Below are 24133 nucleotides of genomic sequence, written 5' to 3' on the forward strand. Positions count from 1 at the left end.
GCACCACGAGGGACCCGGGCCCCGGCCGGGTGACGGTCTCGACCCGGGATCTCGCCCAGATCCGTGCGATCGCTGAGGCCTGTGCCCGGATCGCCCAGAATGACGGACGATCCCAGGACGGCCAGGCTCTGCGCGACGTCGTTGCCCGCTTCGACCAGGTGGCCGGGCCGTTGGAGGACCACTACGGACAGGTCGGGCAGTGGGAGGCCCTGATCCTGGGCCGCTCCTGAGATCGGCTCCCAACCGCCCCGATTAGGCGGGAAGCGGGCACAGCTCCACGGTGTCGATGAGGTCGCCCCATGCCGGGTTGACCATGACGTGCTGGCAGCCCTCCAGGCTCCGGGCCACGGCGGCGCGACCGCCTGCGGCGTCGATGCGGATGAAGACCCGCAGCTCGGCTCCCTCACCGGGTCCGAAGGCCACGCCGGTGACGCCGTCGACCTCCTGGAGCTGGGCGCGCACCTCGGCCTGAACCGGCTCGTTGCGCCATGAGGGCACCCATGCCTCTCCCCCGGCCAGGGCCACGACGGCGGGGCGCGGCAGTCGCAGCTCCCGGCTTCCGGGGTCGAGCACCCACAGCTGGTCGGTGGACAGGCAGGCGACCTGGGCGGCTCGCTGGGGCGAGACGGGCACGGGGCGCACGTCACTGCGCCACCGGTTCATGGCCTCGACGCTGGTGAACACCGGCAGGGCGATGTGCCCGTCGGGCAGGCTCACCGCCAGGGTCGCTGCGTCCTGGCAGGCGTCGGCGGTGTGCACCTCATGGGCCGGAACCTGCGGTGCACCATCGCCCGACGGGCCCTGGGGCAGGGTCACGGACTGCACCTGGCTGCCCCCCAGGCGTCCGGGAAGGGCGTGAGCGGCCACGGGAACGATCAGCCGGCCACCGACGAGGGCCGCCCACAGCTCATCGAGGTACTGATGACGCGGCAGGTCCACGGCCTCCAGCGCCATGCGCACCTGCGGACTGATCGAGCCGTCGTCGTCGGCGAAGGGGGCCGGCGCAGCCAGAAAACGCTCCAGCTTGGCCCGCGCGGCCATGGCGGCAGCCACCTGGGAGACCTGCGGAGGCTCGGTCACCGAGTCACCGACCGGCCCGGGGACTGGTCCAGGAACTGCCTGCTGGTTCTGCGCTGACTGGCTCACGGCCCTCACGGTAGCGCCTTTGACATCCCACTGTCCCTGACGTCGATGACCATGCCTGCGATGCGGGAAACCGGGGCGCCAAGGGCCCGGAGTGGTCAGGAACGAGCCTGCGAGGGCTCGCACCTCTCCTCGTCACCGGCCACGGCCAGGGCATCCTGAAGGGTGAAGTTGCCGTTGTAGAGCGCCTTGCCGACAATCGCGCCCTCCAGTCCCAGCGGCACTAGACGGCGCAGCGCGACCAGGTCGTCGAGATGTGCGATACCGCCGGAGGCGACCACCGGCGCCGCGGTGCGCTGGCAGACGTCGGTGAGTAGGGCGGTGTTGGGGCCGCTCAGCGTGCCGTCCCGGGTGACGTCAGTGACGACGTAGCGCGCGCATCCTGCGGCATTGAGCCGCTCGAGGGTCTCCCACAGGTCTCCGCCCTCCTTGGTCCAGCCGCGGGCCGCTAAGGTGGAGCCGCGCACGTCGAGGCCGACGGCGATCTTCTCCCCGTGCTCGGCGATGACCCGTTCGGTCCACTCGGGGTTCTCCAGAGCCGCCGTCCCCAGGTTGACCCGGGCGGCTCCGGCGGACAGGGCACGGGCCAGTGAGGCGTCATCACGGATGCCTCCGGAGAGCTCCACCTTGATGCCGACCTCGCCGACGATGCGCGCGAGCAGCTCATGGTTGGAGCCGCGCCCGAAGGCGGCGTCGAGGTCCACCAGGTGGATCCACTCGGCCCCGGCGCGCACCCAGTCCCGGGCGGCGTCGACGGGGCTGCCGTAGTCCGTCTCTGAGCCGACCTCTCCCTGAAGGAGGCGGACGGCCTTGCCATCGGCGACGTCGACGGCGGGAAGTAGAGTGAGCATGCGTGTCTCCTGCAGAGGGGTCGTGGGGTGGCTCGAGTGAGGTCAGAGGGTCGTCAACCAGTTGCGCAGCAGCTGAGCCCCTGCGTCACCGGACTTCTCGGGGTGGAACTGCGTGGCGCACAGGGAGCCGTTCTCGACGGCGGCGATGAAGTCGTGGCCGTGAGTGGCCCAGGTAACCTGCGGCAGGCGGGTGGGGCCGGGGCCGAGCAGCTCGGCAGGGTCCTGGGTGGCCGCATAGGAGTGGACGAAGTAGAAGCGCTCGTCGGCAACGCCGTCGAACAGGACGGAGCCCGCGGGAGGACGGACCAGGCTCCACCCCATGTGCGGAACGACGTCGGCTCTCAGGCGGGACACGGTGCCGGGCCACTGTGCCAGCCCCTCCTCAGCGGTCCCGTGCTCGTCGGAGCGCTCGAACATGACCTGCATGCCCACGCAGATTCCCAGGACCGGCCGTCCCCCGGCCAGGCGCCGCTCGATGAGGCGAGGTGCGTCGACCGCCCGCAGCTGCTCCATGACCGCACCGAAGGCACCCACCCCGGGGACCACGAGCCCGTCGGCCTCGGTGACCTCGTGCGGGTCGCTGGTGAGGGTCACCTGCGCGCCGACGCGTTCCAGAGCGCGCACCGCTGAGCGGACATTGCCGGATCCGTAGGACAGGACGGTGACACGGGGCGCTCGCATGTGACACACCCTACCGTCCCTGCAGATCATTCTGAGTATCCTCCACACTCTGAAACGCCCTGTGACGTGCGCAGAACCGGAACCGGCAGCGCTGGCTCAACAGCCTCGGCGCAGCGGTCCGGATGACGCGTCGAGCTGGTCGCGGCCTCGCGCGGGTATGGCGCGAAGGCGCGGGCGCAATGCGTGATCTGAATCCGGGTCGTCGGCCTCCTTTCACGATTCCCCCCAAAATGGGCGAGTATTCGTCTGTGAGCATGCAGTTCCCCTCCGGCCAGGCCCCGCCTCCGCCTTGGCCGGCATCCCCTCCTCCACCGCTTTCGCAGGCCTCCTCGGACCACTCCCCCGCAGCGGCGGGGACAGGTTCCAGCGGGTCGCGCAGCGCTGCGCCGTTCTCCATTCCCGGAGTGCGGATCACCTCGGTGCTGGGGCGTGGCGGCTTCGCCACGGTCTATGCCGGCGTGCAGGACTCCCTGGAGCGTCCGGTCGCCGTCAAAGTGGACTCCCGCCCCTTGGATGATCCCCGCAATGAGCGGCGGTTCATGCGTGAGGTGCAGGCGGCCTCGAGGATCTCGGGGCATCCTCACGTGGTCTCCCTGGTGGACACGGGCAAGCTGCCCGATCTGCGCCCCTACCTGGTCATGGAGCTGTGTGCGGGCGGCAGCCTCTACGACCTCGTCTCGCGCGGCCCGACCCCCGCCTCTGACGCTGTGGCCCTGGTGGAGGCCGCGGCCTCGGCCCTGGGGGCCGCCCATGCGGCCGGCGTCATGCACCGGGACGTCAAGCCCGCCAACATCCTTCTGGACTCCTACGGCTCTCCCCGGCTGTCGGACTTCGGTATCGCCGCTGTCCAGCGCGAGGGTCAGGACCCCACCGTGACCCTGGAGTGTCTCACCCCCGACTTCGCCGCGCCCGAGGCCTTCATGCTGGCCAGCCCCGGCCCCGAGGGGGACGTGTGGTCCATGGGTGCGGTGCTCTTCGCCCTGCTGACGGGCCGGGGTCCCCGACGTGGCCCCGACGGCGTGCAGCGCAGCCTGCCGGAGATCGTCCGGTCCCTCGACGACCCCCTGGACCTCACTGACCCGAACGTTCCTGAGGTCCTGCTGCCGCTCCTGGGCAAGGCGATGGCTCCGGATCCCAAGCACCGCTACCGCAACGGCACTGAGCTCACGGGGGCCCTGGGGCAGATCCGTGAGTATCTGGGGACGGGAAACCTGGCCGTCGGCGGACCGGTGACCTCATTGCGGCTGGTTGAGGCCGGACTGGCGCCGCCTCCGCGCAGCGAAGAGGCGGGCTCACCCGACTCCTACGCTCCCAGCAGTGCATCACAGCGGGCGGCATCGGACTCCGTCTTCCCGGTCCGCCCCGCCGGCTCCTCGGGGTCCGCCGCCTCAGCCCCCTCGATCGTCTCAGGCGGGCCGGAGCGCTCTGAGAAGGCTCTGCTGAACGCCCCGGTGTCAGCTCAGCGGAGTCAGTCTCTGAGACTCTCCGGCCGAGAACGTCGACGGATCACTCTGCGCTCCGCGGCGATCGGCGCGATTGTCGGCCTGGTCGTCGGTCTGGGCGCAGGGTGGGTGGCGGGCGCCCGTCTGGCTCCCGCCGCCAGTGCCACCAGAGCATCAGGAGCCGCGTCCCAGCCCTCGTCGTCGGGTCAGGACAACGCCTCGACCCCACCGCACCCGGTGGGTACCTGCCTGGCGGGCACCACTTCGATCTCGGGCCAGACCACGGCCAGGAAAGTCAGCTGCAACGAGCCCCACTCCTGGGAGGTCTATCAGGTGGGGACCCTGGCGGAGAGCACCTCGGGCTCCAGTGATGACGACCTGGCGGCCGATCCCAACGTGCAGGCCACCTGTACCGCGCAGGCCGCCCAGCAGTACGGGGCCGCCGATCCGAGCACATCGGTGCTGGGCCCGGGGGAGGCCGGTTGGAACGCCGGGAAGCGGGGCTTCTCCTGCATCGCCTCCGACAAGGGCGGGCAGCGGACGAGCTCCTACGCCGGCTAGGAGTCGCTGCCCGCCGGCCAGCAGCGGGCGGCGCGCGCCGGTGAGGTCACTGCGGGGGACGGCGCAGGCCGCGTCCGAACCAGCGCATCGCCCGGGGCGCCTGGATCTCGGAGGACTTCACCGCTCCGGGGACGTCGTCGGCGTTGATGACTCCCAGGAGGATGTCCTCGACAACCTGGTCCATGGAGGACAGCAGGAGCCCCGCCGACGCCTCCTCGCCGGGCTGACCGTTGGTGAAGTGGCGGGCGGTGATCGTCCCGGACAGGCCGGACTCGATACCGACGTCGGTGGCCAGGTCAGCGGTCATGAGGACCGCCCCGGCCCGTGACAGGCGGGAGAGCTGGGCGGCCAGCTCCGCGGCCTCTGCGGGCTCGGAGTCGGAGCCGCCGAGCAGCTCGGCCACGTCCCAGTCCGAGTGGGCGGAGACGAACTGCTTGACCGCGAAGGCCCCGCTGGAGGAGGGCACCACGGTGCAGTCGAGGTCCAGCAGGGAGCACATTCCGGCCAAGCCGTCGGCCCGGTTCAGCGGCGTCATGACGACGGCGACCTTGACCGCCCGGGGAGCCTGGTCCTCGGACTGACCGGGCACGTAGGAGCTCAGGGAGTCGGCCGCGGCGGCGATCTGCGCCTCCTGGGCATCGGTGAGCCGGGACGGGCCCTCGGTGTCCTCCGCTCCGCCCTGTCTCCCGTTCAGGGGATGGTAGGTGTTGTGGGGGACGTCGCCGGGCCTGACGTCTGCTGGTCCGCTCTGCCCCGCGGAGCCGGCCGATACGGAGTCATCCCCCGCCAGGGTCCGCAGGCCCGGTTCGCTGTCGGCCTCCTGCACAGCCCCCAGGTCTTCGGCCGAGAGGTCGTCGGGGATCTCCACGTCGCCCATGAGGGCGGCGAACTCGGCATCCAGGTCGCGCTGGTGGTCCTGGTGGTCGTTGTGGCTCTCGTCGGGCCGGGGGGTCTGGTCCATCACAGGCTTCCCTTCGTGGATGGGATGGTCTCGACGCGGGGGTCGTCCTCCACGGCGGCGCGCAGGGCGCGCGCCAGCGCCTTGAACTCGGCCTCGGCGATGTGGTGGGGATCGCGCCCGGACAGGACCCGCACGTGCAGACAGATGCCGGCGTGGTAGGCGATGGCCTCCAGCACGTGACGCACCATGGAACCGGTGAAGTGGCCGCCGATGAGGTGATGGACGAAGGCCTCGGTCTCCCCCTCGTGCACCAGGTAGGGACGCCCGGAGATGTCGACGACGGCATGAGCCAGGGCCTCGTCCAGAGGGACGCTGGCCTCACCGAAGCGGCGGATACCGCGCTTGTCCCCCAGCGCCACGCGCAGGGCCTCACCGATGCAGATGGCGGTGTCCTCCACGGTGTGGTGCACGTCGATCTCGGTGTCACCGGTGGCGCGCACTGTCAGATCGATGAGCGAGTGGCGCCCCAGAGCGGTGAGCATGTGGTCGTAGAAGGGGACGGTGGTGGAGATGTCGGTCTGGCCCGTGCCATCGAGGTTGATCTCGACGACGACGCTTGACTCACTCGTGGCTCGCTCAATACGCGCGGTACGGCTCATAGGTGCTTCCTCAGCATCGGGTGTCGTGCTTTTTCAGCACAGTGGTTCATAGGTGACTCAATCGATAGCAACCCTACCGGTCCTAGGCGCTGATCGCTGCCGGCATCCTTGTCATCCGCCGATGGCTGCGGTCAGGGCGGTGCGCAGGCGGGCCATCTCGTCAGGCGTGCCGATACTGGCCCGCAGGAAGCCCTCGGGACCGACGACGCGGATGAGGACCCCGGCGTCGAGCAGGGCCTGCCAGACAGCCTCGCGGTCGGGGAACGGGCCGAACAGGACGAAGTTGGCGTCTGATTCGTGCGCGACCAGTCCCTGGGCTCGCAGCCACTCAACGAAGGCATCGCGCTCATCGCGCAGGGAGGCCACCTGAGCCATGAGCTCGTCGCGGTGGGACAGGGCGGCCAGGGCCGCCGCCTGGGTGACGGCGGAGAGGTGATACGGCAGGCGCACGACGCGCAGGGCGTCTACCAGGGCGCGGTCGGCGGCCAGGTAGCCCAGGCGCAGGCCGGCGGCACCGAAGGCTTTGGACATGGTGCGGGTGACGGCCAGGTGCGGGTGGGCCGGCCCCACCAGCTCCAGGGCGCTGGGCACGCCTGGACGGCGGAACTCGGCGTAGGCCTCGTCGATGACGACGACGCAGTCGCTGGACCGGGCGGGCGAGCCGATCTCGGCTCCGAGTATGGGACCGTGGCCGCGGGCCGCCTCCAGGATTCGCTTGATGTCCTCCAGCGGCAGGGCGGTTCCGGTCGGGTTGTTGGGGCTGGCCAGGACGACGACGGCCGGCCGAAGCTCGTTGATCGCGCTCACCGCGGCGTCGACGTCGAGGGTGAAGTCCTTGCGGCGCGGTCGCGTCGCGTAGTCGGTTAAGGTGTCGCGGGCGTACTCGGGGTACATCGAGTAGGTGGGGGTGAAGGTCAGGCAGGTGCGCCCAGGACCTCCGAAGGCCTGGAGCACATGGAGCATGACCTCGTTGGAGCCGTTGGCCGCCCAGATCTGCTCAGGGGTCAGATGCGCACCGGACTCGGCCGCGAGATAGTCCGCGAGCGCGGCCCGCAGCCGGGGAAAGTCCCGCTCCGGGTAGCGGTTGAGCCCCTGGGCGGCCTGAGCCACGGCGGTGGCGATCGACTCGATGACCGCGGCCGAGGGCGGGTAGGGGTTCTCGTTGACGTTCAGCCGCACGGGGACGTCGATCTCGGGGGCCCCGTAGGGGGTCTCGCCCTCTAGGTCCGGTCTCAGGGGCAGGTTCGCGTTCACGCCTGGAGTCTACGGCTCAGTCCGCTCCAGCGGTTGGGCCACCCGTCCGGCGGTGCGCACGGCACCGATGTGCTGTCTCATGACTTCTGAGACAGATGAGCGTCATGACTTCTGAGACACCGGTTGGGCGGCTTGCCGGGGGACCGTGCTACGCACCACGCCTGACCAGCTCAGCCCGGCCTCCGGGCTCACCCTTGGGTGAGCGCCTCGCGTTCGTAGGGTAGGTCGCGCGTTCGTACCCTGAACCCCCTGTGCTGTCTCCTCACTTCTGAGACATTTGGGTGTCATGACTTCTGAGACGTTTGGGTGTCATGACTTCTGAGACGTTTGAGTGTCATGACTTGTGAGATGTTCGGTGGTGTCGGGGTGGTAGCGGGATGAGTCTGTAGGGCGGTTTCTTGGTGTCGATGGTGGAGCGGTTGCCTTGCTGCCTCTGGGTGGGTTGGGGCCAGGGCAGGGACACGAAGCGGCGTCCGTCGGGGTCGTAGAGGTCCAGGCGCGTGGGGTACTCGATCAGGGTGACCTCGGTGCCGCGCATGGCCTTGCCCAGTGACAGGGCACGATCCTTGTAGGACACGCACCCGTTGGACATCACGGTGCGTCGGGCGCGGTCCACGGCACTGTCCGAGCCGGCCGGGTCGGTGGGGTCGGGCAGGCTGATGGGGCCGCCGCCGGCTGGGAGGCGATCCAGGTCGATGGGGGCCGGGCTGGCTAGGGCCCTGGGGGCCTGGGTCCATACCCTCAGCGGGGTCAGTGCGACGCCGTGGCCCTGGTGCTGACGCTCGGTGTTGTAGTAGCTGGTGAAGCGGTCCAGCTCGGTGTTGAGCTCCTCAAGGGTGCTGGCCGGGTGAGCGCGCAGCCAGGCGGCGGCCGGCTGGTGGGAGCGCTCGACCTTGCCCTGGGTCTGGGGGTGGCCCACCCGCCCGCTGATGGGACGTACCCCCAGGGAGGCCAGCCATTTCTCGGTAGCACCCGGACCAGTGGTGCGGCTGGTGTTGAACGCCAGCGCGTTGTCAGACAGGATCGCCGCCGGGCGCCCCCAGGTGGTGAAGGCCTCCTCAAGGACCATGCGGGTGCCTGCCACGCTCTCACCGCCCCAGCAGGCCCGCAGGGCGGTGATGACCCGTGAGCAGTCGTCAACGACCTGGTAGACGGTCACCACACGGTCCTCCAGGCGCCACTGGAAGCCGTCGATCTGCCACAGCTCGTTGGCCGCGCTGCGAGTGAAGCGCTTGTAGGAGGTCCTGGGCCGCTTGCGCGGGGCGGGGACCACCAGGCCGGCTCTGCGCAGGCTGCGGGCGATCGTCGCGCGCGAGGGAGCCGGGACACTGGCGCCCTGGCTCATCACCCACCACACCGAGACCGGCCCCGCCTCCCGGCCGGCAGCCAGCAGGTCGGCTCGCACCTGGGCGATGCGCTCATCAGTGCCCTGGTCCCACACCCGCGCCGGGTGGTGCGGAGCCCGTGAACGCGGCGTCAGCGCGGCAGCCAGTCCCTCGTGCTCAGCGCGTCGGCGTATCCGGTAGAACGATGCCCGCGAGATACCCACCTGAGCGCAGAACTCCTCCACACTCATCCCACTGGTCCTGGAGTCGAAGCCTATGACCTGCTCACGCCCAGACGGCGAAATCGAGTTACCCATACCCCCAGGCAACCCACCCAACCAGTGTCTCAGATGTCATGACATCCGAAACTCTCAGAAGTCATGAGACAACACAGTACCCTGAACCCCCGAACGCGAGGCATAAGGTACGAACGCGACGCCGGCCTACGCGGCCACCCTCGTCTCTAGGACCACTGCCTGCCCAGGGACCCTGCCCGAGCGAGTGCCTCAGAAGCCACGACACTCACATGTCTCAGAAATGAGGGGACAGCATAGTGCTCTCGGCACTGAGGGCGGCGGTCGCAGCGTCCTGCTTGGGGGCGTTGTCAGTGCGGCTCGCTGGTGAGCATGATCTCCTGAAAGTCGAGGCGGTTCAGGGCGTGTTCCAGGGAGTCGGCCGAGTAGAGGCCCTCGTCGCCGGCGTCGAGAAGGGCTTCGCGCTGGGCTCGGATTATGTCCAGGGCTCGTTCTCGCATGGGGGCGAGGTCGTCGTGGCGCCAGGTGGGGTCGGCCCAGGCCTTGGCGACGACTGCTGGAGAGACGACGACGTCGTCGCCCTGCCTGCGTACGAGGCCGTGCTGCTCAGTGGTGGGGCTGAGGCTCTCGTTGTTCTCGGGGTCGGGGGCAGTCGGTGAGACCTTGTCCAGCCCGGGAGTGCTCGTCGTCGTTTGAGCGCCCGAGGCGCCGGGGCCTGCGGCACCGGTGGGTGCGGTGTGCTGGGAGGCGCCGCGAGTACCGACGGAGGCGACGTCGCGGGCGGCGTTGACCAGCAGCGAGATGACGGCGGCCTTCTCCTCCTCGTCGGCGGGGCCGGCCATGGCGGGTCTGACGACGCGGACCAGTGCGGGCAGCGAAAGTCCTTGGATCGTCAGTGATCCGGCGGCCACGAGCATGGCCACCAGGAGAAGGAAGGAGTAGTGAGGCGCTGTGATCGGCAGGGTCTGGGCGGCGGCCAGGGTGATGGCGCCGCGCATTCCCGCCCAGACGATGACGGCGCCCTCGCGTGTGCCCAGGGGCTCGGCTGCGAAGTAGTCCAGGTCGGCGCCTCGGCGTCTGACCCGGCTGGAGAGGCTGTGTGCGCGCCGGGCGATGCTCTCGTGGTTGGTCGCCTGGCGGAGCTTGCGCTGGACCTGCGCGAAGGGGCGCCGGTCCCAGGGAACCGGGGGCATCTCGGCCTCTCCACGCACGATGGCCGAGCAGCGATTCTGGAACTGGTGGATGGCCTCCGCGTTCTCCTGCCAGTGGATCGCCCAGCGCGCGGTCCGGTGGCTGAGGAGCTTGAGCATGGGTGTCACCACGAGCGCCCGGATGACGACGGTCAGCGCCCCAGCAACGACAGCGACCGCGATGGCCCGGACAACACCGAGAGTTGAGGCGCCGACCTTCTCCACGATGCCGAAGAACTCCAGCCCCATGACCAGGAAGATGAGTCCTTCCAGGGTGAGCTCGACGGTGTGCCAGTTGGTCCGTGAGGCTACACGGTGGGCGGGTGGCAGCATCCGGGGGCCGCGGTGGCCGGTGATGAGCCCGGCGACAACGGCTGCCACGAGGCCCGAGCCGTGCATGTGCTCGGCCGGGATCGCCGCGAGGAAGGGCACGGTGAAGGACACGACCGTGTCCACGGTGGGGTCGGTGATGTGGGAGCGCACCCGCAGACTCGCCTCGCCGACGAGCCAGCCCACTCCCAGGGCCACGAGGACCGCCAGGGCGAAGCCGCCCAGCACGCCTCCGACACTGACGCCGCCGGATGTTGCCGCGGAGACGGCGGAGGACAGGACCACCAGTGCGGTGGCGTCGTTGAGCAGTCCTTCCCCTTCCAGGACGGTGATGATGCGTTGGGAGACTCCCAGCCGGCGGGCGATGGAGATGGCCACGGCGTCGGTGGGGCTGAGGATCGCTCCCATGGCGATGGCCCAGGCCAGAGAGAGCCCCGGGACCAGGAGGGTGAGGACCGCGCCGATCACCGCGGCGGACAGGGGCACCAGCAGGATGGCCAGCACCGCCACCGGGACGAGCTCGCGGCGGAAGTTGATGGTGGAGATGCTCACCGCCGTGGAGAACAGCAGCGGCGGAAGGACTCCTTCCAGGACCACCTGGGGGTCCAGCTCAATCGCCGGGATGAAGGGCAGGAAGCCCACCGCTGTCCCACCCGCCAGGAGGATCAGCGCCGGGGCGACCCCGATGCGGTCGCTGAGCTGAGAGGCCGCCGCAATGGCCAGAATGCCCAGCACGGCGATGATGAGGAGGTCCATGGGCCAAGGGTATCCAAGTGCATCGGCGATGACGCTGGGGCTTCAGCAGTCGTGGTCGGTGAAGCCGGGGAAGTCCATACCTACCCCAGGGGTGCGCCGTGCACGACCGGCTCTGAACCTACGGTCCCCACGCTCGGGAAAGTCCTCTCCAAGAAGAGCGTCGCCGCCTTGACGGGGACGTCCCCCGCGGCGCGGCCCACCGTGGCCCGCCCGCCTACGTCGCCTGCCACAGTCCGCTGATGGGTCGACGTCATCGACCTCCGGGCCGAAGCCGGGGCCGAAGGGGCTGAAGGGGCCGAAACCGTGCTCGCGCATGCGCATCATGGCCTCGAAGCGCTCCTCGCCCATGCGACGACGGGCGCCGGCGAAGCGCGGCCCGCGCTCACCGTCCTCATCCGGCCCGAGCTGAGTCTCCAGGGAGTCGATGATCTTGTCGAGAAGCCGAGCCAAGGTTGAGACCTCCTCATCGGTCAGAGACTCGAGGTAGTCGGCTCTGGGCCCGCTCAGTGGCGTACTGCGACCGGCCTCGGTGAGGTGGACGACCATGACCCGACGATCCTCCTGACTGGGCCTGCGTTCGATGAGGCCATCGGCCTGGAGCTTCTTGAGAAGCTCGTTGAGGGACTGCTGGCGGATATCGAGGAGGAAGGCCAGGTCTCGGGTGGGGATCGGGCTCTGCATGCGCAGGGCGGCCAGAACCCGGCCGCGGCCGCGCGTGATGTCGGCGAAGGGGCCGTCGCGATGCGCCGTCATGCGGCTGCGGCGCATGAGGTGCTGCAAGCGCCGGAATCGTTCGTGAAGGGAGGCCCGCTGCGGGTGCTGCGACCAGGCTGCACCGTCAGCGTCCTTGGAAACATGGGGGTGGGAGCTGTTCGTCATATCGGTCTCCGTCTCAGCGCCTTGATAGGCGACGTGTTGAGTGTCGTGTGAGGTGGTGCTCGGCTCGGTGTTCCTGATGCTCTTGGGATTCATGAGCTTCTCCTGACTCGTGAAGGCACCCGTGCGGATCTGCTGGCGTTCCCGTCGACACCGGTTCGCGCGGCCGTCGCGGACAGTGCGGCACCACACTTCAGAAGGTGCCTGTTGTATCTTGACGACATCAAAACTACAGGCACCTTCCGATTTTGGTCAAGGAGTTATGACAGGTACCTGTATGCTGTGAGTCACTTTTCAACCGGTGTCTGGCCGCACCGGTCCCGGAACCTGTGTCGACAGCCGCAGCCGCGCAGACACGTCGATGGACGTCAGTGGAATCCGGTAGTCGGCAGTGGAAGTCAGCGGCCGGCGTTAGCGTTGCAGCATGTCTCAGACGACCATGACATCGGGATCCCCAGGGATGGGCAGCCCTGTTCGCGAGCGCGCCGAGGCCGTCCTGCGCGAGCTCGTTGGTCGCAGCGACGCGCACCTGCGTGAGGACCAGTGGCGGGCGATCGAGGCGCTTGTCATCGCACGCCGCCGCGCGCTGGTGGTCCAGCGCACCGGGTGGGGCAAGTCGGCGGTGTACTTCGTGGCGACGGTCCTGCTGCGAGAGGGCTGGGGAGCCTGGCGTCCGGGCGTCCCGCCGCCCTCCCCCGGTGCGCGCTCCGGCACCGGGGCCAGCGTCATCATCTCGCCGCTGCTGGCCCTCATGCGTGACCAGGTCACTGCCGCAGGCCGCGCCGGGATCCGGGCCGTGACCATGAATTCGGCCAACGTCACCCAGTGGGATGAGATTCAGGCCCAGGTGGCCGCCGGTGAGGTCGATGTCCTGCTGGTCTCCCCGGAGCGTCTCAACAACCCGGTCTTCCGCGATGAGGTGCTCCCCCATCTGGCTGCGAGCGCCGCGCTGGTGGTCATTGACGAGGCCCACTGCATCTCGGACTGGGGCCATGACTTTCGCCCCGACTACCGGCGCATCGGCACCCTGCTGGCCGGCCTGCCGCCGCGCACCCCGGTTCTGGCGACGACGGCGACCGCGAACCACCGGGTCAGCGCCGACGTCGCTGAACAGCTGGGGGCGTCCCTGGAGGAAGGCGGGGCAGGCGGCGAGCAGGTCCTGGTGCTGCGGGGGTCCCTGGAGCGCGACTCTCTCCACCTGGGGGTCAGGATGCTGCCGGATGCCGCCTCCCGCCTGGCCTGGCTGGCCGCCTACATCCGCCGCACTCCCGGCAGCGGCATCGTCTACTGCCTGACGGTCTCGGCGGCGCAGGAGGTCGCCGAGTACCTGCGTGCGGCAGGTGCGGAGGTGGCCGCCTACACGGGGCAGACCGACGCCACCGAGCGCGAGCGCCTGGAGGAGGACCTCAAGGCCAACCGGGTCAGGGCGCTGGTGGCCACCTCCGCTCTGGGGATGGGCTTCGACAAGCCGGACCTGGCCTTCGTGGTGCACGTGGGGGCTCCGTCCTCACCGGTGAGCTACTACCAGCAGGTGGGCCGCGCCGGTCGTGGTGTGCAGCGGGCTGAGGTGGTCCTGCTGCCCGGCCCGGAGGACCGGGCCATCTGGGAGTGGTTCGGCTCGCAAGGCTTCCCGCCCGAGGAGCAGGTTCGCGTGGTCCTGGACGCCCTGGAGGAGCGCAGGGCCGGGGGCGGTGGGGCGGCGTCCACAGCGGTGCTGGAGACGGTGACCTCGTTGCGACGCAGCCGGCTGGAGTCCACGCTCAAGGTCCTTGACGTTGACGGCGCCGTGCGCCGGGTTCGTGGCGGTTGGGAGTCCACTGGCCGGCCCTGGTGCTACGACGCCGAGCGTTATGCGCGAGTCGAGGCCGCGCGCCGGGCCGAGCAGGAGGCGATGCTCACCTATGAGCGTCTCGGGGCCGTTCCTGCCCCCGGGCAGGGCTCGTCCCCCTGCCGGATGGCCTTCTTAAGGTCGGTGCTCGATGACCCCCAGCTTGAGCCGGGATGGCGCTGCGGAACCTGCGACCTGTGCGGGGGCCTGGACCTGCCTGACGCCCCCGACCAGGAGCAGGTCGGTGCCGCCCGAGCGGCGCTGGGGCGCGCAGGGGTCGAGCTGCGGGCACGCCGCCAGTGGCCCACCGGGATGGACCGACTGGGCCTGAGCCATCTCAAGGGCCGCATCGGAGCCGACCGTCAGGCTGCGACCGGGCTGGCGGTGGGCAGGCTGGATGGGTTGGGGACCTCGGTGGCGCTGCGCGAGCTGGTGTCCTCCGCCGCCGACGGCGAGGTCCCGGTGGTGATCAGGCCTCAGGTGCTTGAGGCGGTGGACCGGCTCGCTGAGATCATCCGCAATGAGCAGGACGCCGCCGAGGTGAGCCGTCCGAGCCGGCCACCGGCCGTCGTCGTCGTGGACTCCCGCACCCGCCCCAGCATGGTCCGCCAGCTGGGGCACGCCGTGGCCACACGGCTGGGCGCACAGGCCCTGGGCGTCGTGGGTCTGGCCGGTCAGGATCCGCCGCAGCACGATGTGGGCTCTGCATTTCGCCTGGCACAGGTGGCCCGAAGCCTGACGCTCCAGGAGTGGGCGACTCAGGCCCTTGACGAGCTGCGCGAGCGCGTCGTGGTCCTCGTGGACGACTGGAGCGACTCAGGCTGGACGCTCACGCTATCGGCCTTCCTCCTGCGTGAGGCGGGGGCGGCGGCGGTCCACCCCTTCGTCCTGGCGCAGAGGTAGGGGCCGGTGGGCGATGCCTGAACAGGCATCGCCCACCGGCCCCGAAGTCCTAGAAGCCCAGTGCCCTAGAAACCAGTGGAGACGGCGGCCAGTGCCGGAGCCACCTGGCCCCCAGGGGTTCCGACCTGGTCCTCGAGGTAGTACCACCAGAAGGGGGCTCCCCAGGCATCGGATCGCCCCAGTGCCGCGCCGGTGACATGCTCGGCGACGGCGGTGCGGGCCACCGCGGGGTCGGAGGCCGAGCCGAACCACCAGGGGCCGGTGTTGAGGTCCTCGCCCCCGTACCCGAGCTCGGTCACGGCAAGCCGGGAGGAGGCGAAGGCGGCCTCCAGGGTGCTCAGGATCCGGTCAGCTGCTGTACCCAGCGGATGGAGCTGGGGGTAGACCGACAGTCCCACGACGTCAACCAGCTCCCTGATCGATGCGGGGATCTCCTTGGCGGCATAGCTGAACAGGGAGTACGCCGGGTCCGCCTGCCCGAGCTGGTAGTACAGGGTCAGCACCGTCGTGGCGCTGGTGCGCTCACGCACAGCCTTAGCCGCTCGCTGGGCCTTGGCCACCGGCCCGGCGCCCAACCAGTCCCCTCCGATCTCGTTACCGACCTCCCAGGCGTCGACGTTGGGAAGCGCCTTGATGAGGGTGTCGACCCGAGTGTCCCAGGCGGAGTCGGTCAGGGAGACCATGTCGTGGGAGTCGCAGATCTGGGCCAGGGCCTGACCGCCCTGCGCGTGCAGGGCCTCCACCGTGCTGCGCCAGCCGGCCATCTCCTCGGCGTCATTGGGGTCACCGATCACGAGACGGGCCGACACCTTCCGCTTGCCGCCTCCGGGGCCGCTGGGGGCCAGCGCGGCGGCAACCTCCGCGGACGTGGGCACCCGAGTGAAGGTCACTCCGATGACGGCGTCCTGCGGCGCCTGAGCGGCCAGCGCCCGGTCCAGGGAGAGCTGGGCCCCTGCGGCCGACTCCAGGGCGGAGTTCGCCAGGCGGCCCCGCTCCGTCCAGGACTGGGCCTTGGAACAGGCGTCCAGGGACTGCTGGGCGGAGGCGCGCAGCTTTCCCGCCTCGTCAGCACCCTTGAAGCCCTTCGCGGTGGCCTGCTGGAGGCGCTCGGGCTGCCTCTCGTGGAGGGTTCGGGCCGCCAGCTCCAGGAGATCATGCTCGCCAGAGGCCGGCAGATCCGCCATGAGTGCCGAGTACCCGTGGCTGGTCGGCCACGACATGGTCAGAGTGCACTCGCGTCCGGTGGGCACATCGATGCCGACGGCACCGCCCTCGTCCTGGTAGAGCGGGCCGACGGCGATGACCTCCAGGGTCTTGGCATCCAGCAGCGCGTCGTCATAGCCGACCTCGCCCTTGCCGTTGGACTGAATGCGTCGCAGCGCCTCGAGGTTGAGGGCGTTGCCCTGAGCATCACTGATGTGAAGGCTCAGGTGGGTGGTGGCCCCGTCCCCCACGGCCGGCGGGATCACGTTCGCGTGCCCGCAGGAGGACACTGACGCTCCCAGAATGCCAGTACCCAGGAGCGCCAGTATCCCTCTGCGGTTGGTCTCGAATGTCATGGAAGCAGTATTCCAGTCTTGTGAGAGACATTTCGACCGAACGGTCTCATGTCCGTGATTCCGAGACCGCTGAATCTCACAGTCGGCGTCGTGGTCATCTCAGCTCCGAGGCCGGCACGAAGGTGTACCCCTCGGCCTTGATGCCGGCGACGATCTTCTTCAGCTCGGCCAGCGGGTAGTAGGGGTGGAAGAAGAAGCTGGCGGTGGCGTGAGTGTTGACCAGGTTGAGCTTGGCGGCGTCGATGATCTCCTGAGCCAGGCGCGGCGGGTGCTGGTTGATCTCGTTGGGCTCGAAGTTGCCCAGGTTCTCGGGCAGGACGTGGGCCCCGTAGGGGTCGTTGACCGCGTAGGGGAAGAACTGCCCGTAGTAGTCGAACGGACCGGCCTGGGTGTTGGTCAGGGTGCCGGCGTAGAGGAGCTCGCGCTCGTAGCGCACCGGGTAGTGCTCGCCGATTCCGTAGTAGGCCTCACGGGTGGCCGAGTAGTGCGGGGTCTCGAAGATCTCCGGAGTCGGCAGGTCGACCTCCCCGAAGATCTGGCGTCCCTGATCCACGCGCTCGGAGGCCCATTCCTGGGAGGTACCGGGCAGGGCGCCCCCGATCTGGACGAAGGACTTGTCCTGGCAGTCGATGGCCGGGGCCTTGGTGTCGTTGGTGGCCGAGCACCACGAGCGGATGAACTCGAAGTCGTCGGCGGAGACGGCGTTGTAGGGGTTGTCCAGGGTCCCGAACTGGTGAGTGGTGCCGTGCTGAACGATCGTTCCGCCCTTGTTCACCGCGTCCTGGATGACGGCCACCAGCTCCGGGGCGTCCTCAAGAGTGAGCTCCTTGGGCTCCCCGTCGTTCTCAGTGCCCTTGGGGTCGATGTACTTGGGCACCACGGCCATCTGGAAGGGCACGTTCTGGCTGTAGAAATAGTCGACGATCGCCTGCAGCTCCTCGGGGTCGCTGTCCGGGGTCACGTCCTCCAGGCGCACAGCGGCCTGACGGAACTGCTGGGCACCGGGCTGGAGGAAGTCCAGGAGGATGTCGGCGGCTGCGATGTAGCGGTCCTGCTCACCCAGGTAGGTCAGAGGGATCTCACCGATGAAGGTCATTCCCGAGGAGCTGACCGCCCAGGGGAAGGAGCTGGTGCCGGACTGGGCGACGGAGGCGCAGGCGGTGGCCGCTCCGCCGGGCTTGGAGCACTCGGCGCGCCCGAGGACCTTGACGTCCTTCTCGCGGGTGATGTGTGGGGCGATGATGCCACCGGTGTTGAGCTCGTTGCGCTTCAGGGAGGCGCCGTTGTAGCTGATCTTGGTGACCCGGTCAGTGGAGTCGATGTAGGAGGTGGCGGCGTCCCAGCCGTAGCGCTGGGTGAAGGCGGCGCGGTCGGCGTCGGTCTTGGCCAGCTGCCAGATGTTGAAGCCGGACCACATGACCGGGATGTTGCCGGTCAGGGTGTCGTCGATGAAGGCCCGCGGCAGGGGCTCGTCGTAGGTGGAGCCGATGTAGACCACGTTAGTGAAGCGACCGGCCAGGCCGGCGACGTAGTCCTTGACCGGGAGGGTCGTCACGGTCCCGGAGTGGCTGGCCAGGGTGCCCATGCTCAGGGCGTAGTACTCCCCCAGCTTGGCGTAGTCACCGGTGGTGTCGAACAGAACCAGGGTCGATGCCGGCCCCGCCTCCTGGTTGGAGAAGGTCACCGCGCCGGCAGGAACCTCGGGCGCGTTCTGCTTCAGGTCACGGATCTTGACCTGTCCCGCGGCGGGCGCGGGCTTGTTGAGGTCCACGTCTGCCTGCTTGTCGCCCTTGAGGGGGAGCTCCTTCTTGGCCGCAGCGGCCGGCTCGGGCGGAGCCGGAAGCGGTTTCTTGGCCGGGTCGGCGTCGTTGGCCTGGGCCCCGCCGGCGGGCTTGGCCGCGGCGGCCTGGACCGCCACGGGAGGCTGCGCGCCAGCGGTGGGGGCGGCCTGAGCAGGGCCCACCGCGGCGATGGAGCTGCCCAGGCACACCGCGATGGCGGCCAGTGCGCAGCGGCGTCGTCGTGCAGACACAAGGGTCGGGAGGATCATGAACGCTCCTTCGATGAGGTGGGAACAGGTTCGAACTCGGGAAGGGGGACACCGCGGCCGAACAGGGCTGCGGTGGCGGCCAGGATGCGCTTGCACGCGTGTCCGTCACCGTAGGGGTTGGCGGCCTGGGCCATGGCTGTGTAGGCCGTCTCGTCGGTCAGCAGGGTGGAGACCCTCTCAACGATGCGCTCCTCGTCGGTTCCGACCAGCTCGGCGACCCCGAAGGCGACGGCCTCGGGACGCTCGGTGTTGTCCCGCATGACCAGGACGGGCTTGGACAGCGCGGGGGCCTCCTCCTGGACGCCGCCGGAGTCGGTCAGCACGACGTCGCAGCGGTCGATGAGTGCGCAGAAGGCGCCGTACTCCAGTGGGTCGCACCAGATGACGTTGGCATGGCCCTCGATCTGAGGCAGGAGGTCCTCGCGAACCTTGGGGTTGCGGTGGACCGGCAGCACGAAGAGCACCTCGGGATGCCTGTCGGCCAGGCGCGCGACGGCGCGGCCGATGGCCCGCATCGGCTCGCCCCAGGACTCACGGCGGTGGGCGGTGACGAGCACGACTCGCCGGGAGGCGTCCTTCAGTGCTGCGGCCAGCTCCTCATCCGGTGGCGGGACCCGGCGGTCGACGGCGACCAGGAGCGCGTCGATGACCGTGTTGCCGGTGACGCTGACGGTCTGCGGGTCGGTGTTCTCGCGCAGCAGGTTGTCCCGGCTGGTGGTGGTGGGGCACAGGTGCAACGTGGTCACCTGGCTGATGAGCCGCCGGTTGGCCTCCTCGGGGAAGGGTGAGGAGATGTCCCCGGTGCGCAGGCCGGCCTCGACGTGGAGGACCGGCACCTCGTGGTAGAAGGCCGACAGCGCGGCGGCGAAGGCGGAGGTGGTGTCCCCCTGGACGATGACGGCGTCGGGCCGGTGGGCCTCGATCGCCCGCCCCACCCCTTGCAGACAGCGGTTGGTGATCTGGGTGAGGGTCTGCCCCGGCGAGTGGATGTCGAGGTCGTCGTCGGGCACGATTCCGAAGAACTCGTGCACCTGGTCGAGCATCTCACGGTGCTGCCCGGTAACGACGACGATCGGATTGAAACGCTCGTCGTCGCGCATGGCGGCCACCAGGGGGGCGAGCTTGATCGCCTCTGGGCGGGTGCCGTAGACGAGCATGACTCTCAGGGGGCCACCCGTTTGCGTGGAGTCGGTTGTCATGGGGTTCTCCTGGTCGTGTGTCGGGAGTGGGACGAGGTGGGCCTCAGCGGTGGTTGAGTCCGGCGCTGTCGTCAAGGGCAGGCCTTACTTGTCCTCGGTGATCGGGGTGAAGGTGACGTCGGAGTCCTCGCAGTAGGCCGCCACGGTGCCGGAGCGGTAGGGGGACTGCTTGTCGGTGACGGTTCCGAGCTCCTGCCCGTCCACGATGATGGTGAAGGTGACTTCCGACGACTTGGTCGTGTCAATGGTGACGGTGACGTCGTGGCTCTCCCCGGGCGGGTAGACGGGTGTGTTGCCCGATGACAGGAATCGCTGGTATCCCGGGTAGGCGGTGTCCTGTTTGGAGACCTCCCAGCCGTTGGGCTTGAGGGCCAGAGCGTAGAAGTGGTTGTTGTCGGTGTAGTTCCACAGGAGCCAGGCGACCTCCCAGGCATTGGGCTCGCCGTCCTCTCGCAGCTGCTTGACGGTGGTCATCGTGGTGTGGATGGTCTGGACGCCTCCCGCCTCGATCTCGACCGTGGTGGAGGTGGCCAGACCGGCGTGGGTCGTGTCATGGGAGTTGGCCGACGTCGGCTTGAGGCGCAGCAGGCCCTCGGAGCACGAGGCCTCGCCATAACCATCGAAGATGATCTCCCACTGGGAGCAGTCCGGCGTCTCAGTCCCTGTCTCTCGGGCGTGGCAGTACACGGTGACTCCTAGAACCAGTGCCAGGACGCAGACCGTCAAGAGGGCGCGACGCAGGATCCTGCCGCGACGAGAACCGTCGACGGCTCCTGCATGCTGAGGCGCGTTGGCAACTGTCATCTCATCTCCTCATTGGTCAGGCGACTGGCTGTAGGACGGGGACGCCGCACGATCACAGCAGTGGGGTTCAGCAAGGGGCGGGCCGGGACAGCCGGCACAGCACTGCCCGGACCTGCGCCCTGAGGGGCCGCCAGGGGCTCCACCCTCACCGGCTCGCTGGGCGGCCGCTGCTTGCTCGGTAGCGGCGAGCCCACGGCTGCTGCTCCATGGGAGCCGGCCACCGACCCGCTGGGCGCGCCCTGCGCTCCTTGAGCCGGTTCAGCCTCCCGCGCGGTCTTGGCCCACCCGGTGCGTCCGGTCAGCTCCCGGGCGACTGCTCGCCAGCCGTAGAGGCTGGGAAGGAGTCCATAGAGGACGAACAGGTGCGCGTAGCCCACGGACTTGAGCAGGTTCAGACCCTCGCTGCGCTCGATGCGCCAGTAGATCCAGGCGTAGATGAGCGCCGGGCCGAAGGCAATGACATAGGCCCCCACGAGCCATGCCCATGACTGCTCCCACCTCAGGACCGCGGCCACACCGGCGGTCACCATGGTGATGAGGAAGGACAGGGTCAGCAGGGAGCCAGTCAGGAGCAGGTAGGGCGTAAGTACCTGCCAGAGCGTGTCGGCCCGCCCCAGGCCGCGCTGTTCGCGGGCCACGGAGCGCAGCAGGTGCAGTGCCTGGAGGTTTCCCTGGAACCAGCGGGTGCGCTGACGCATGAGACGGCGCATGCTGGTCACGCCCTGCTGGTGAACGGAGGCCGCGGGCCAGAACTCGTTGGTCCAGCTGGTGGCGTTGAGCCGGATCCCCAGGTCGAAGTCCTCGGTCAGCGACCGGGTCCAGGGCCGGGGTCCCAGGGCGTCGAGCGCGCTGAGGCGGACGAACTGGGCGTTGCCGCCCATGCCGACACTGCGGACTCGGCGCCGGCCTCGCTGGAAGACCTCGGTGAAGATCACGAACTCCATGTCCTGCATGCGGGCGAGCAGGGAGCCGAAGCGGTTGTTGATGCGCACCCCCATCTGAACGGCGCCGACCTCCTGCGGGGCGAAGGCCTTGCGCACCTCCCCGATGGCGTGGGGGTCGAGCCTGCCGTCGGCGTCCATGACTCCCACGACGACTCGCGAGGACGACACCGTGGTGCATCGGGAGCGCACGATCGATAGTGCGTCGTTAAGAGCCTCCCCCTTACCCAGGCGGGCGTGGGGAGGACGACGGCGAACCACCTCGACACGCTCGTCGCCGGCCTGGGCGGCCACCTGGGCGGTGTCGTCGTCGGAGCCGTCGTCGATGACCATGATGCGCAGGCCCGGGTCCGGGATTGAGGTGAGCCGTCTGACACTGGCACCGATGACCTCCGCCTCGTTGAGGCAGGGCATGAGGATGACGATGAGCAGCGGGGCATCGGGGTGCGAGGGCCCGCCGTGCCGTGGGGCACCGCGCGAGGCGATGAGCATGAAGAAGGTGTAGGCGAGAGCGACTGCGATCATCCCCAGGGCACCCCACCAACCGATGCGGTCGAGGATTCCCAGGGGGCTTGAGGAATCGAAGCTCATAGACGGAAACGGGGCCTGGGTCCTCATCACGCTCGCAGACTCATCAGGCCGCTGCGCTGCTGAACGTGGCGTCCGGCGGTGCGCCGGGGGCGCGGGAGCAGGGCGCGGGCCGCGCCATAGAGATTGGTCAGCAGGAAGAAGGCCAGGATGGCGACGAACACCAGCCCGGCGCAGTCGATGAGGAAACGAGCGACGAGAGCGGGAGGGGAACCTGCCGGGGCGACATACCACACGACGAACAGTCCGGTTCCGGCGGCGAATGGGGAGTAGTGCATGAGGCCATCCATCTGGATCCAAGGGGTAGGGCCGATACCGACTGTCATCACCGCATTCGCGAGCAGTTCCAGCCGGTACCAACGCCTCGGTGCGACGCGCCCGGGGATGACGGGATGTGGGAACTCAGCCCGTCGGGCACGGCGCACCGTGCGTCACCACCAAATATAACAATAGAGTAACGCTTTGCAACACTGTGCCATTCGACCATGCAATAAGCGTCCTCTTGGAGATGGCTCACAAGGACTGAAAGTGGCGGGATTCCGCCACTTGAATCGTCAATGAATCCAGATCTGCATCGTCCCCACCCGTCTGACGCATCAGGAGATGGTCACGAGTAGATCACAGTTCGATCTCACAATGCGTGTTCAGCAGCCTTTTTCACTGTCTGGCGGGCACGGGCCGCCTCACCGTGGGCGGGCAGATCCTCACAGCTCGCCAGGACCTCCAGTGCCGGTGTCATGGCCTCCAGGGCGCTCGCACTGTACTCGATGAGCTGCACCGGTTTGAGGAAGGCCATCACGTTCAGTCCGGCAGCGAACCGGGCAGTCCCACCGGTGGGAAGGACGTGGTTGGAGCCGGCCAGGTAGTCGCCCAGGGGCACAGGGCTGTAGGGTCCGATGAAGATGGCGCCGGCGTTGCGGATCCGGCGCGCGACCTGAGGGGCATCGAAGGTGTGGATCTCCAGGTGCTCGGCTGCGTAGGCGTCGGCGACCTCGATGGCCTGCGCGAGGTCGCGCACCAGGACGGTTCCCGACTGCGGTCCCCTCAGGGCGGTCGATGCCCGCTCCCGGTGCCGGGTCTCGCTGAGTCTGCGCTCGAGTGCCGCATCGACTGCGTCGGCCAGCTCCGGGGAGTCGGTGATGAGGACACTGCCGGCATTGGGATCGTGCTCCGCCTGGGAGAGCAGGTCGGCGGCCACGTACTCGGGGTCGGCCCCGGCGTCTGCCAGGACGGCGATCTCGGTAGGACCCGCCTCAGCGTCGATGCCAACCCTTCCCATGACGGCTCGCTTGGCGGCCGCCACGTAGATGTTGCCGGGACCGGTGATGACGTCCACACCCCGGCACAGGACCTCTCCCCCGGCATCCGCGCGGTCGGTGTCGTCCTGGGCGTCGGCACCGTAGGCGAGCATCGCGATGGCCTGGGCGCCGCCGACGGCGTAGACCTCGGTGATCCCCAGCAGCGCGCACGCCGCCAGGATCGTGGGGTGGGGCAGACCGGCGAACTCGGCCTGAGGCGGGCTGGCCAGGGCGATCTGCTCGACGCCGGCGACCTGGGCGGCCACCGCGTTCATCACCACGCTGGAGGGGTAGACCGCCAGCCCTCCGGGAACGTAGAGCCCGACCCTTTCAACGGGGATCCAGCGCTGGGTGACGGTGCCGCCGGGGACCACCTCCGTGGTGCGCTCGGCGGGCACCTGGGCGGTGTGCCCGGCCCGGTTGTGGGCGATGGACAGCTCGAGGGCCTCGCGCACCGCGGGGTCCAGGCCGTCGAGCGCCTGGGTGATGGCAGCAGCGGGCACACGCAGGTGAACGGGTCGCACGCCGTCGAAGCGCTCGGCGGCGTCACGCAGTGCGGCCGCTCCCCGGGATCGGACGTCCTCGATGAGTGGAGCCACTGCGGCCTGGGCGGCGGTGACGTCAAGGGTGGCCCGGGGCAGGGTCTGTGCCAGCTGGCGTGCGGAGAGTCGGGTGCTGCGCAGATCGGTGCGGGTGAGCATGCCCGTAAGCCTACAGGTCATGCACAAGGCGGCCCGGGA

At 69.2% G+C, this 24133-nt stretch carries 19 protein-coding genes; 3 read left to right on the plus strand and 16 right to left on the minus strand.

Translation table 11 applies throughout. The features are described 5' to 3' along the window. The first annotated feature begins 29 nt into the window (after positions 1-29). The gene (locus BKH20_RS14610) at positions 30-230 is read left to right on the plus strand and encodes a hypothetical protein (protein WP_256693042.1); all 201 of its coding nucleotides are present in this window, start codon (positions 30-32) and stop codon (positions 228-230) included. 22 nt (positions 231-252) lie between these two features. Here BKH20_RS14610 and BKH20_RS05545 read toward each other — a convergent pair whose 3' ends face one another. The 3 genes from BKH20_RS05545 to hisH all read right to left on the minus strand — a co-directional run bounded on the left by BKH20_RS05545 (position 253) and on the right by hisH (position 2675). Beyond that, positions 253-1155 (minus strand): SseB family protein, encoded by a 903-nt coding sequence (locus BKH20_RS05545; protein WP_178388559.1) that lies wholly within the window; start codon positions 1153-1155, stop codon positions 253-255. 86 nt (positions 1156-1241) lie between these two features. After that, positions 1242-1994, minus strand: a complete 753-nt coding sequence (gene priA / locus BKH20_RS05550) for a bifunctional 1-(5-phosphoribosyl)-5-((5-phosphoribosylamino)methylideneamino)imidazole-4-carboxamide isomerase/phosphoribosylanthranilate isomerase PriA (RefSeq protein ID WP_075372721.1) — start codon at positions 1992-1994, stop codon at positions 1242-1244. 42 nt (positions 1995-2036) lie between these two features. Next, complete coding sequence (gene hisH / locus BKH20_RS05555) at positions 2037-2675, minus strand: imidazole glycerol phosphate synthase subunit HisH (RefSeq protein ID WP_075390271.1); 639 nt, start codon at positions 2673-2675, stop codon at positions 2037-2039. A 419-nt stretch (positions 2676-3094) separates the two neighbouring features. Here hisH and BKH20_RS05560 point away from each other — a divergent pair, with 419 nt between their 5' ends. Next, complete coding sequence (locus BKH20_RS05560) at positions 3095-4678, plus strand: serine/threonine-protein kinase (protein ID WP_075390317.1); 1584 nt, start codon at positions 3095-3097, stop codon at positions 4676-4678. Positions 4679-4724: 46 nt separating this feature from the next. Here BKH20_RS05560 and BKH20_RS05565 read toward each other — a convergent pair whose 3' ends face one another. From BKH20_RS05565 to BKH20_RS05590, 6 genes are all read right to left on the minus strand, one after another. Then, positions 4725-5639 (minus strand): hypothetical protein, encoded by a 915-nt coding sequence (locus BKH20_RS05565; protein WP_178388560.1) that lies wholly within the window; start codon positions 5637-5639, stop codon positions 4725-4727. Further along, positions 5639-6238, minus strand: a complete 600-nt coding sequence (gene hisB, locus BKH20_RS05570; protein WP_070662245.1) for an imidazoleglycerol-phosphate dehydratase HisB — start codon at positions 6236-6238, stop codon at positions 5639-5641. The genes BKH20_RS05565 and hisB overlap by 1 nt, the downstream gene beginning before the upstream one ends. Before the next feature lie 111 nt (positions 6239-6349). Further along, the gene (locus tag BKH20_RS05575; protein ID WP_075390273.1) at positions 6350-7492 is read right to left on the minus strand and encodes a histidinol-phosphate transaminase; all 1143 of its coding nucleotides are present in this window, start codon (positions 7490-7492) and stop codon (positions 6350-6352) included. A 334-nt stretch (positions 7493-7826) separates the two neighbouring features. After that, positions 7827-9134, minus strand: coding sequence for an integrase core domain-containing protein (locus tag BKH20_RS05580; protein ID WP_081381603.1), 1308 nt, complete (start codon positions 9132-9134; stop codon positions 7827-7829). Between the two features lie 287 nt (positions 9135-9421). After that, positions 9422-11347 (minus strand): cation:proton antiporter, encoded by a 1926-nt coding sequence (locus BKH20_RS05585; protein ID WP_075390275.1) that lies wholly within the window; start codon positions 11345-11347, stop codon positions 9422-9424. Between the two features lie 42 nt (positions 11348-11389). Beyond that, complete coding sequence (locus tag BKH20_RS05590) at positions 11390-12319, minus strand: MarR family winged helix-turn-helix transcriptional regulator (protein ID WP_075390276.1); 930 nt, start codon at positions 12317-12319, stop codon at positions 11390-11392. A 328-nt stretch (positions 12320-12647) separates the two neighbouring features. Here BKH20_RS05590 and BKH20_RS05595 point away from each other — a divergent pair, with 328 nt between their 5' ends. Further along, positions 12648-14954, plus strand: a complete 2307-nt coding sequence (locus tag BKH20_RS05595; protein ID WP_075390277.1) for a RecQ family ATP-dependent DNA helicase — start codon at positions 12648-12650, stop codon at positions 14952-14954. Positions 14955-15019: 65 nt separating this feature from the next. On the opposite strand, the gene BKH20_RS05600 is transcribed toward BKH20_RS05595, so the two are convergent. The 7 genes from BKH20_RS05600 to hisD all read right to left on the minus strand — a co-directional run bounded on the left by BKH20_RS05600 (position 15020) and on the right by hisD (position 24094). Further along, the gene (locus tag BKH20_RS05600; RefSeq protein ID WP_075390278.1) at positions 15020-16513 is read right to left on the minus strand and encodes a Tat pathway signal sequence; all 1494 of its coding nucleotides are present in this window, start codon (positions 16511-16513) and stop codon (positions 15020-15022) included. 94 nt (positions 16514-16607) lie between these two features. Then, complete coding sequence (locus BKH20_RS05605; RefSeq protein WP_075390279.1) at positions 16608-18563, minus strand: DUF2334 domain-containing protein; 1956 nt, start codon at positions 18561-18563, stop codon at positions 16608-16610. Beyond that, complete coding sequence (gene wecB, locus BKH20_RS05610) at positions 18560-19762, minus strand: non-hydrolyzing UDP-N-acetylglucosamine 2-epimerase (RefSeq protein ID WP_075390280.1); 1203 nt, start codon at positions 19760-19762, stop codon at positions 18560-18562. The genes BKH20_RS05605 and wecB overlap by 4 nt, the downstream gene beginning before the upstream one ends. Before the next feature lie 84 nt (positions 19763-19846). Next, positions 19847-20566 carry a hypothetical protein gene (locus BKH20_RS05615; protein WP_081381604.1) on the minus strand — a complete coding sequence of 240 codons (720 nt, stop codon included), beginning with the start codon at positions 20564-20566 and terminating at the stop codon, positions 19847-19849. After that, a complete protein-coding gene (locus tag BKH20_RS05620) occupies positions 20563-22125 on the minus strand; it encodes a glycosyltransferase family 2 protein (RefSeq protein ID WP_075390281.1) in 1563 nt (520 codons plus the stop codon). The genes BKH20_RS05615 and BKH20_RS05620 overlap by 4 nt, the downstream gene beginning before the upstream one ends. Next, a complete protein-coding gene (locus tag BKH20_RS05625; protein WP_256277449.1) occupies positions 22125-22373 on the minus strand; it encodes a hypothetical protein in 249 nt (82 codons plus the stop codon). Before BKH20_RS05625 ends, BKH20_RS05620 begins: the two co-directional genes overlap by 1 nt. 353 nt (positions 22374-22726) lie before the next feature. Continuing rightward, positions 22727-24094 carry a histidinol dehydrogenase gene (gene hisD / locus BKH20_RS05630; protein WP_075390282.1) on the minus strand — a complete coding sequence of 456 codons (1368 nt, stop codon included), beginning with the start codon at positions 24092-24094 and terminating at the stop codon, positions 22727-22729. Positions 24095-24133 lie beyond the last annotated feature (39 nt).

This window comes from Actinomyces oris (genome assembly GCF_001937445.1).
Taxonomy (GTDB): Bacteria; Actinomycetota; Actinomycetes; order Actinomycetales; family Actinomycetaceae; genus Actinomyces; species Actinomyces acetigenes.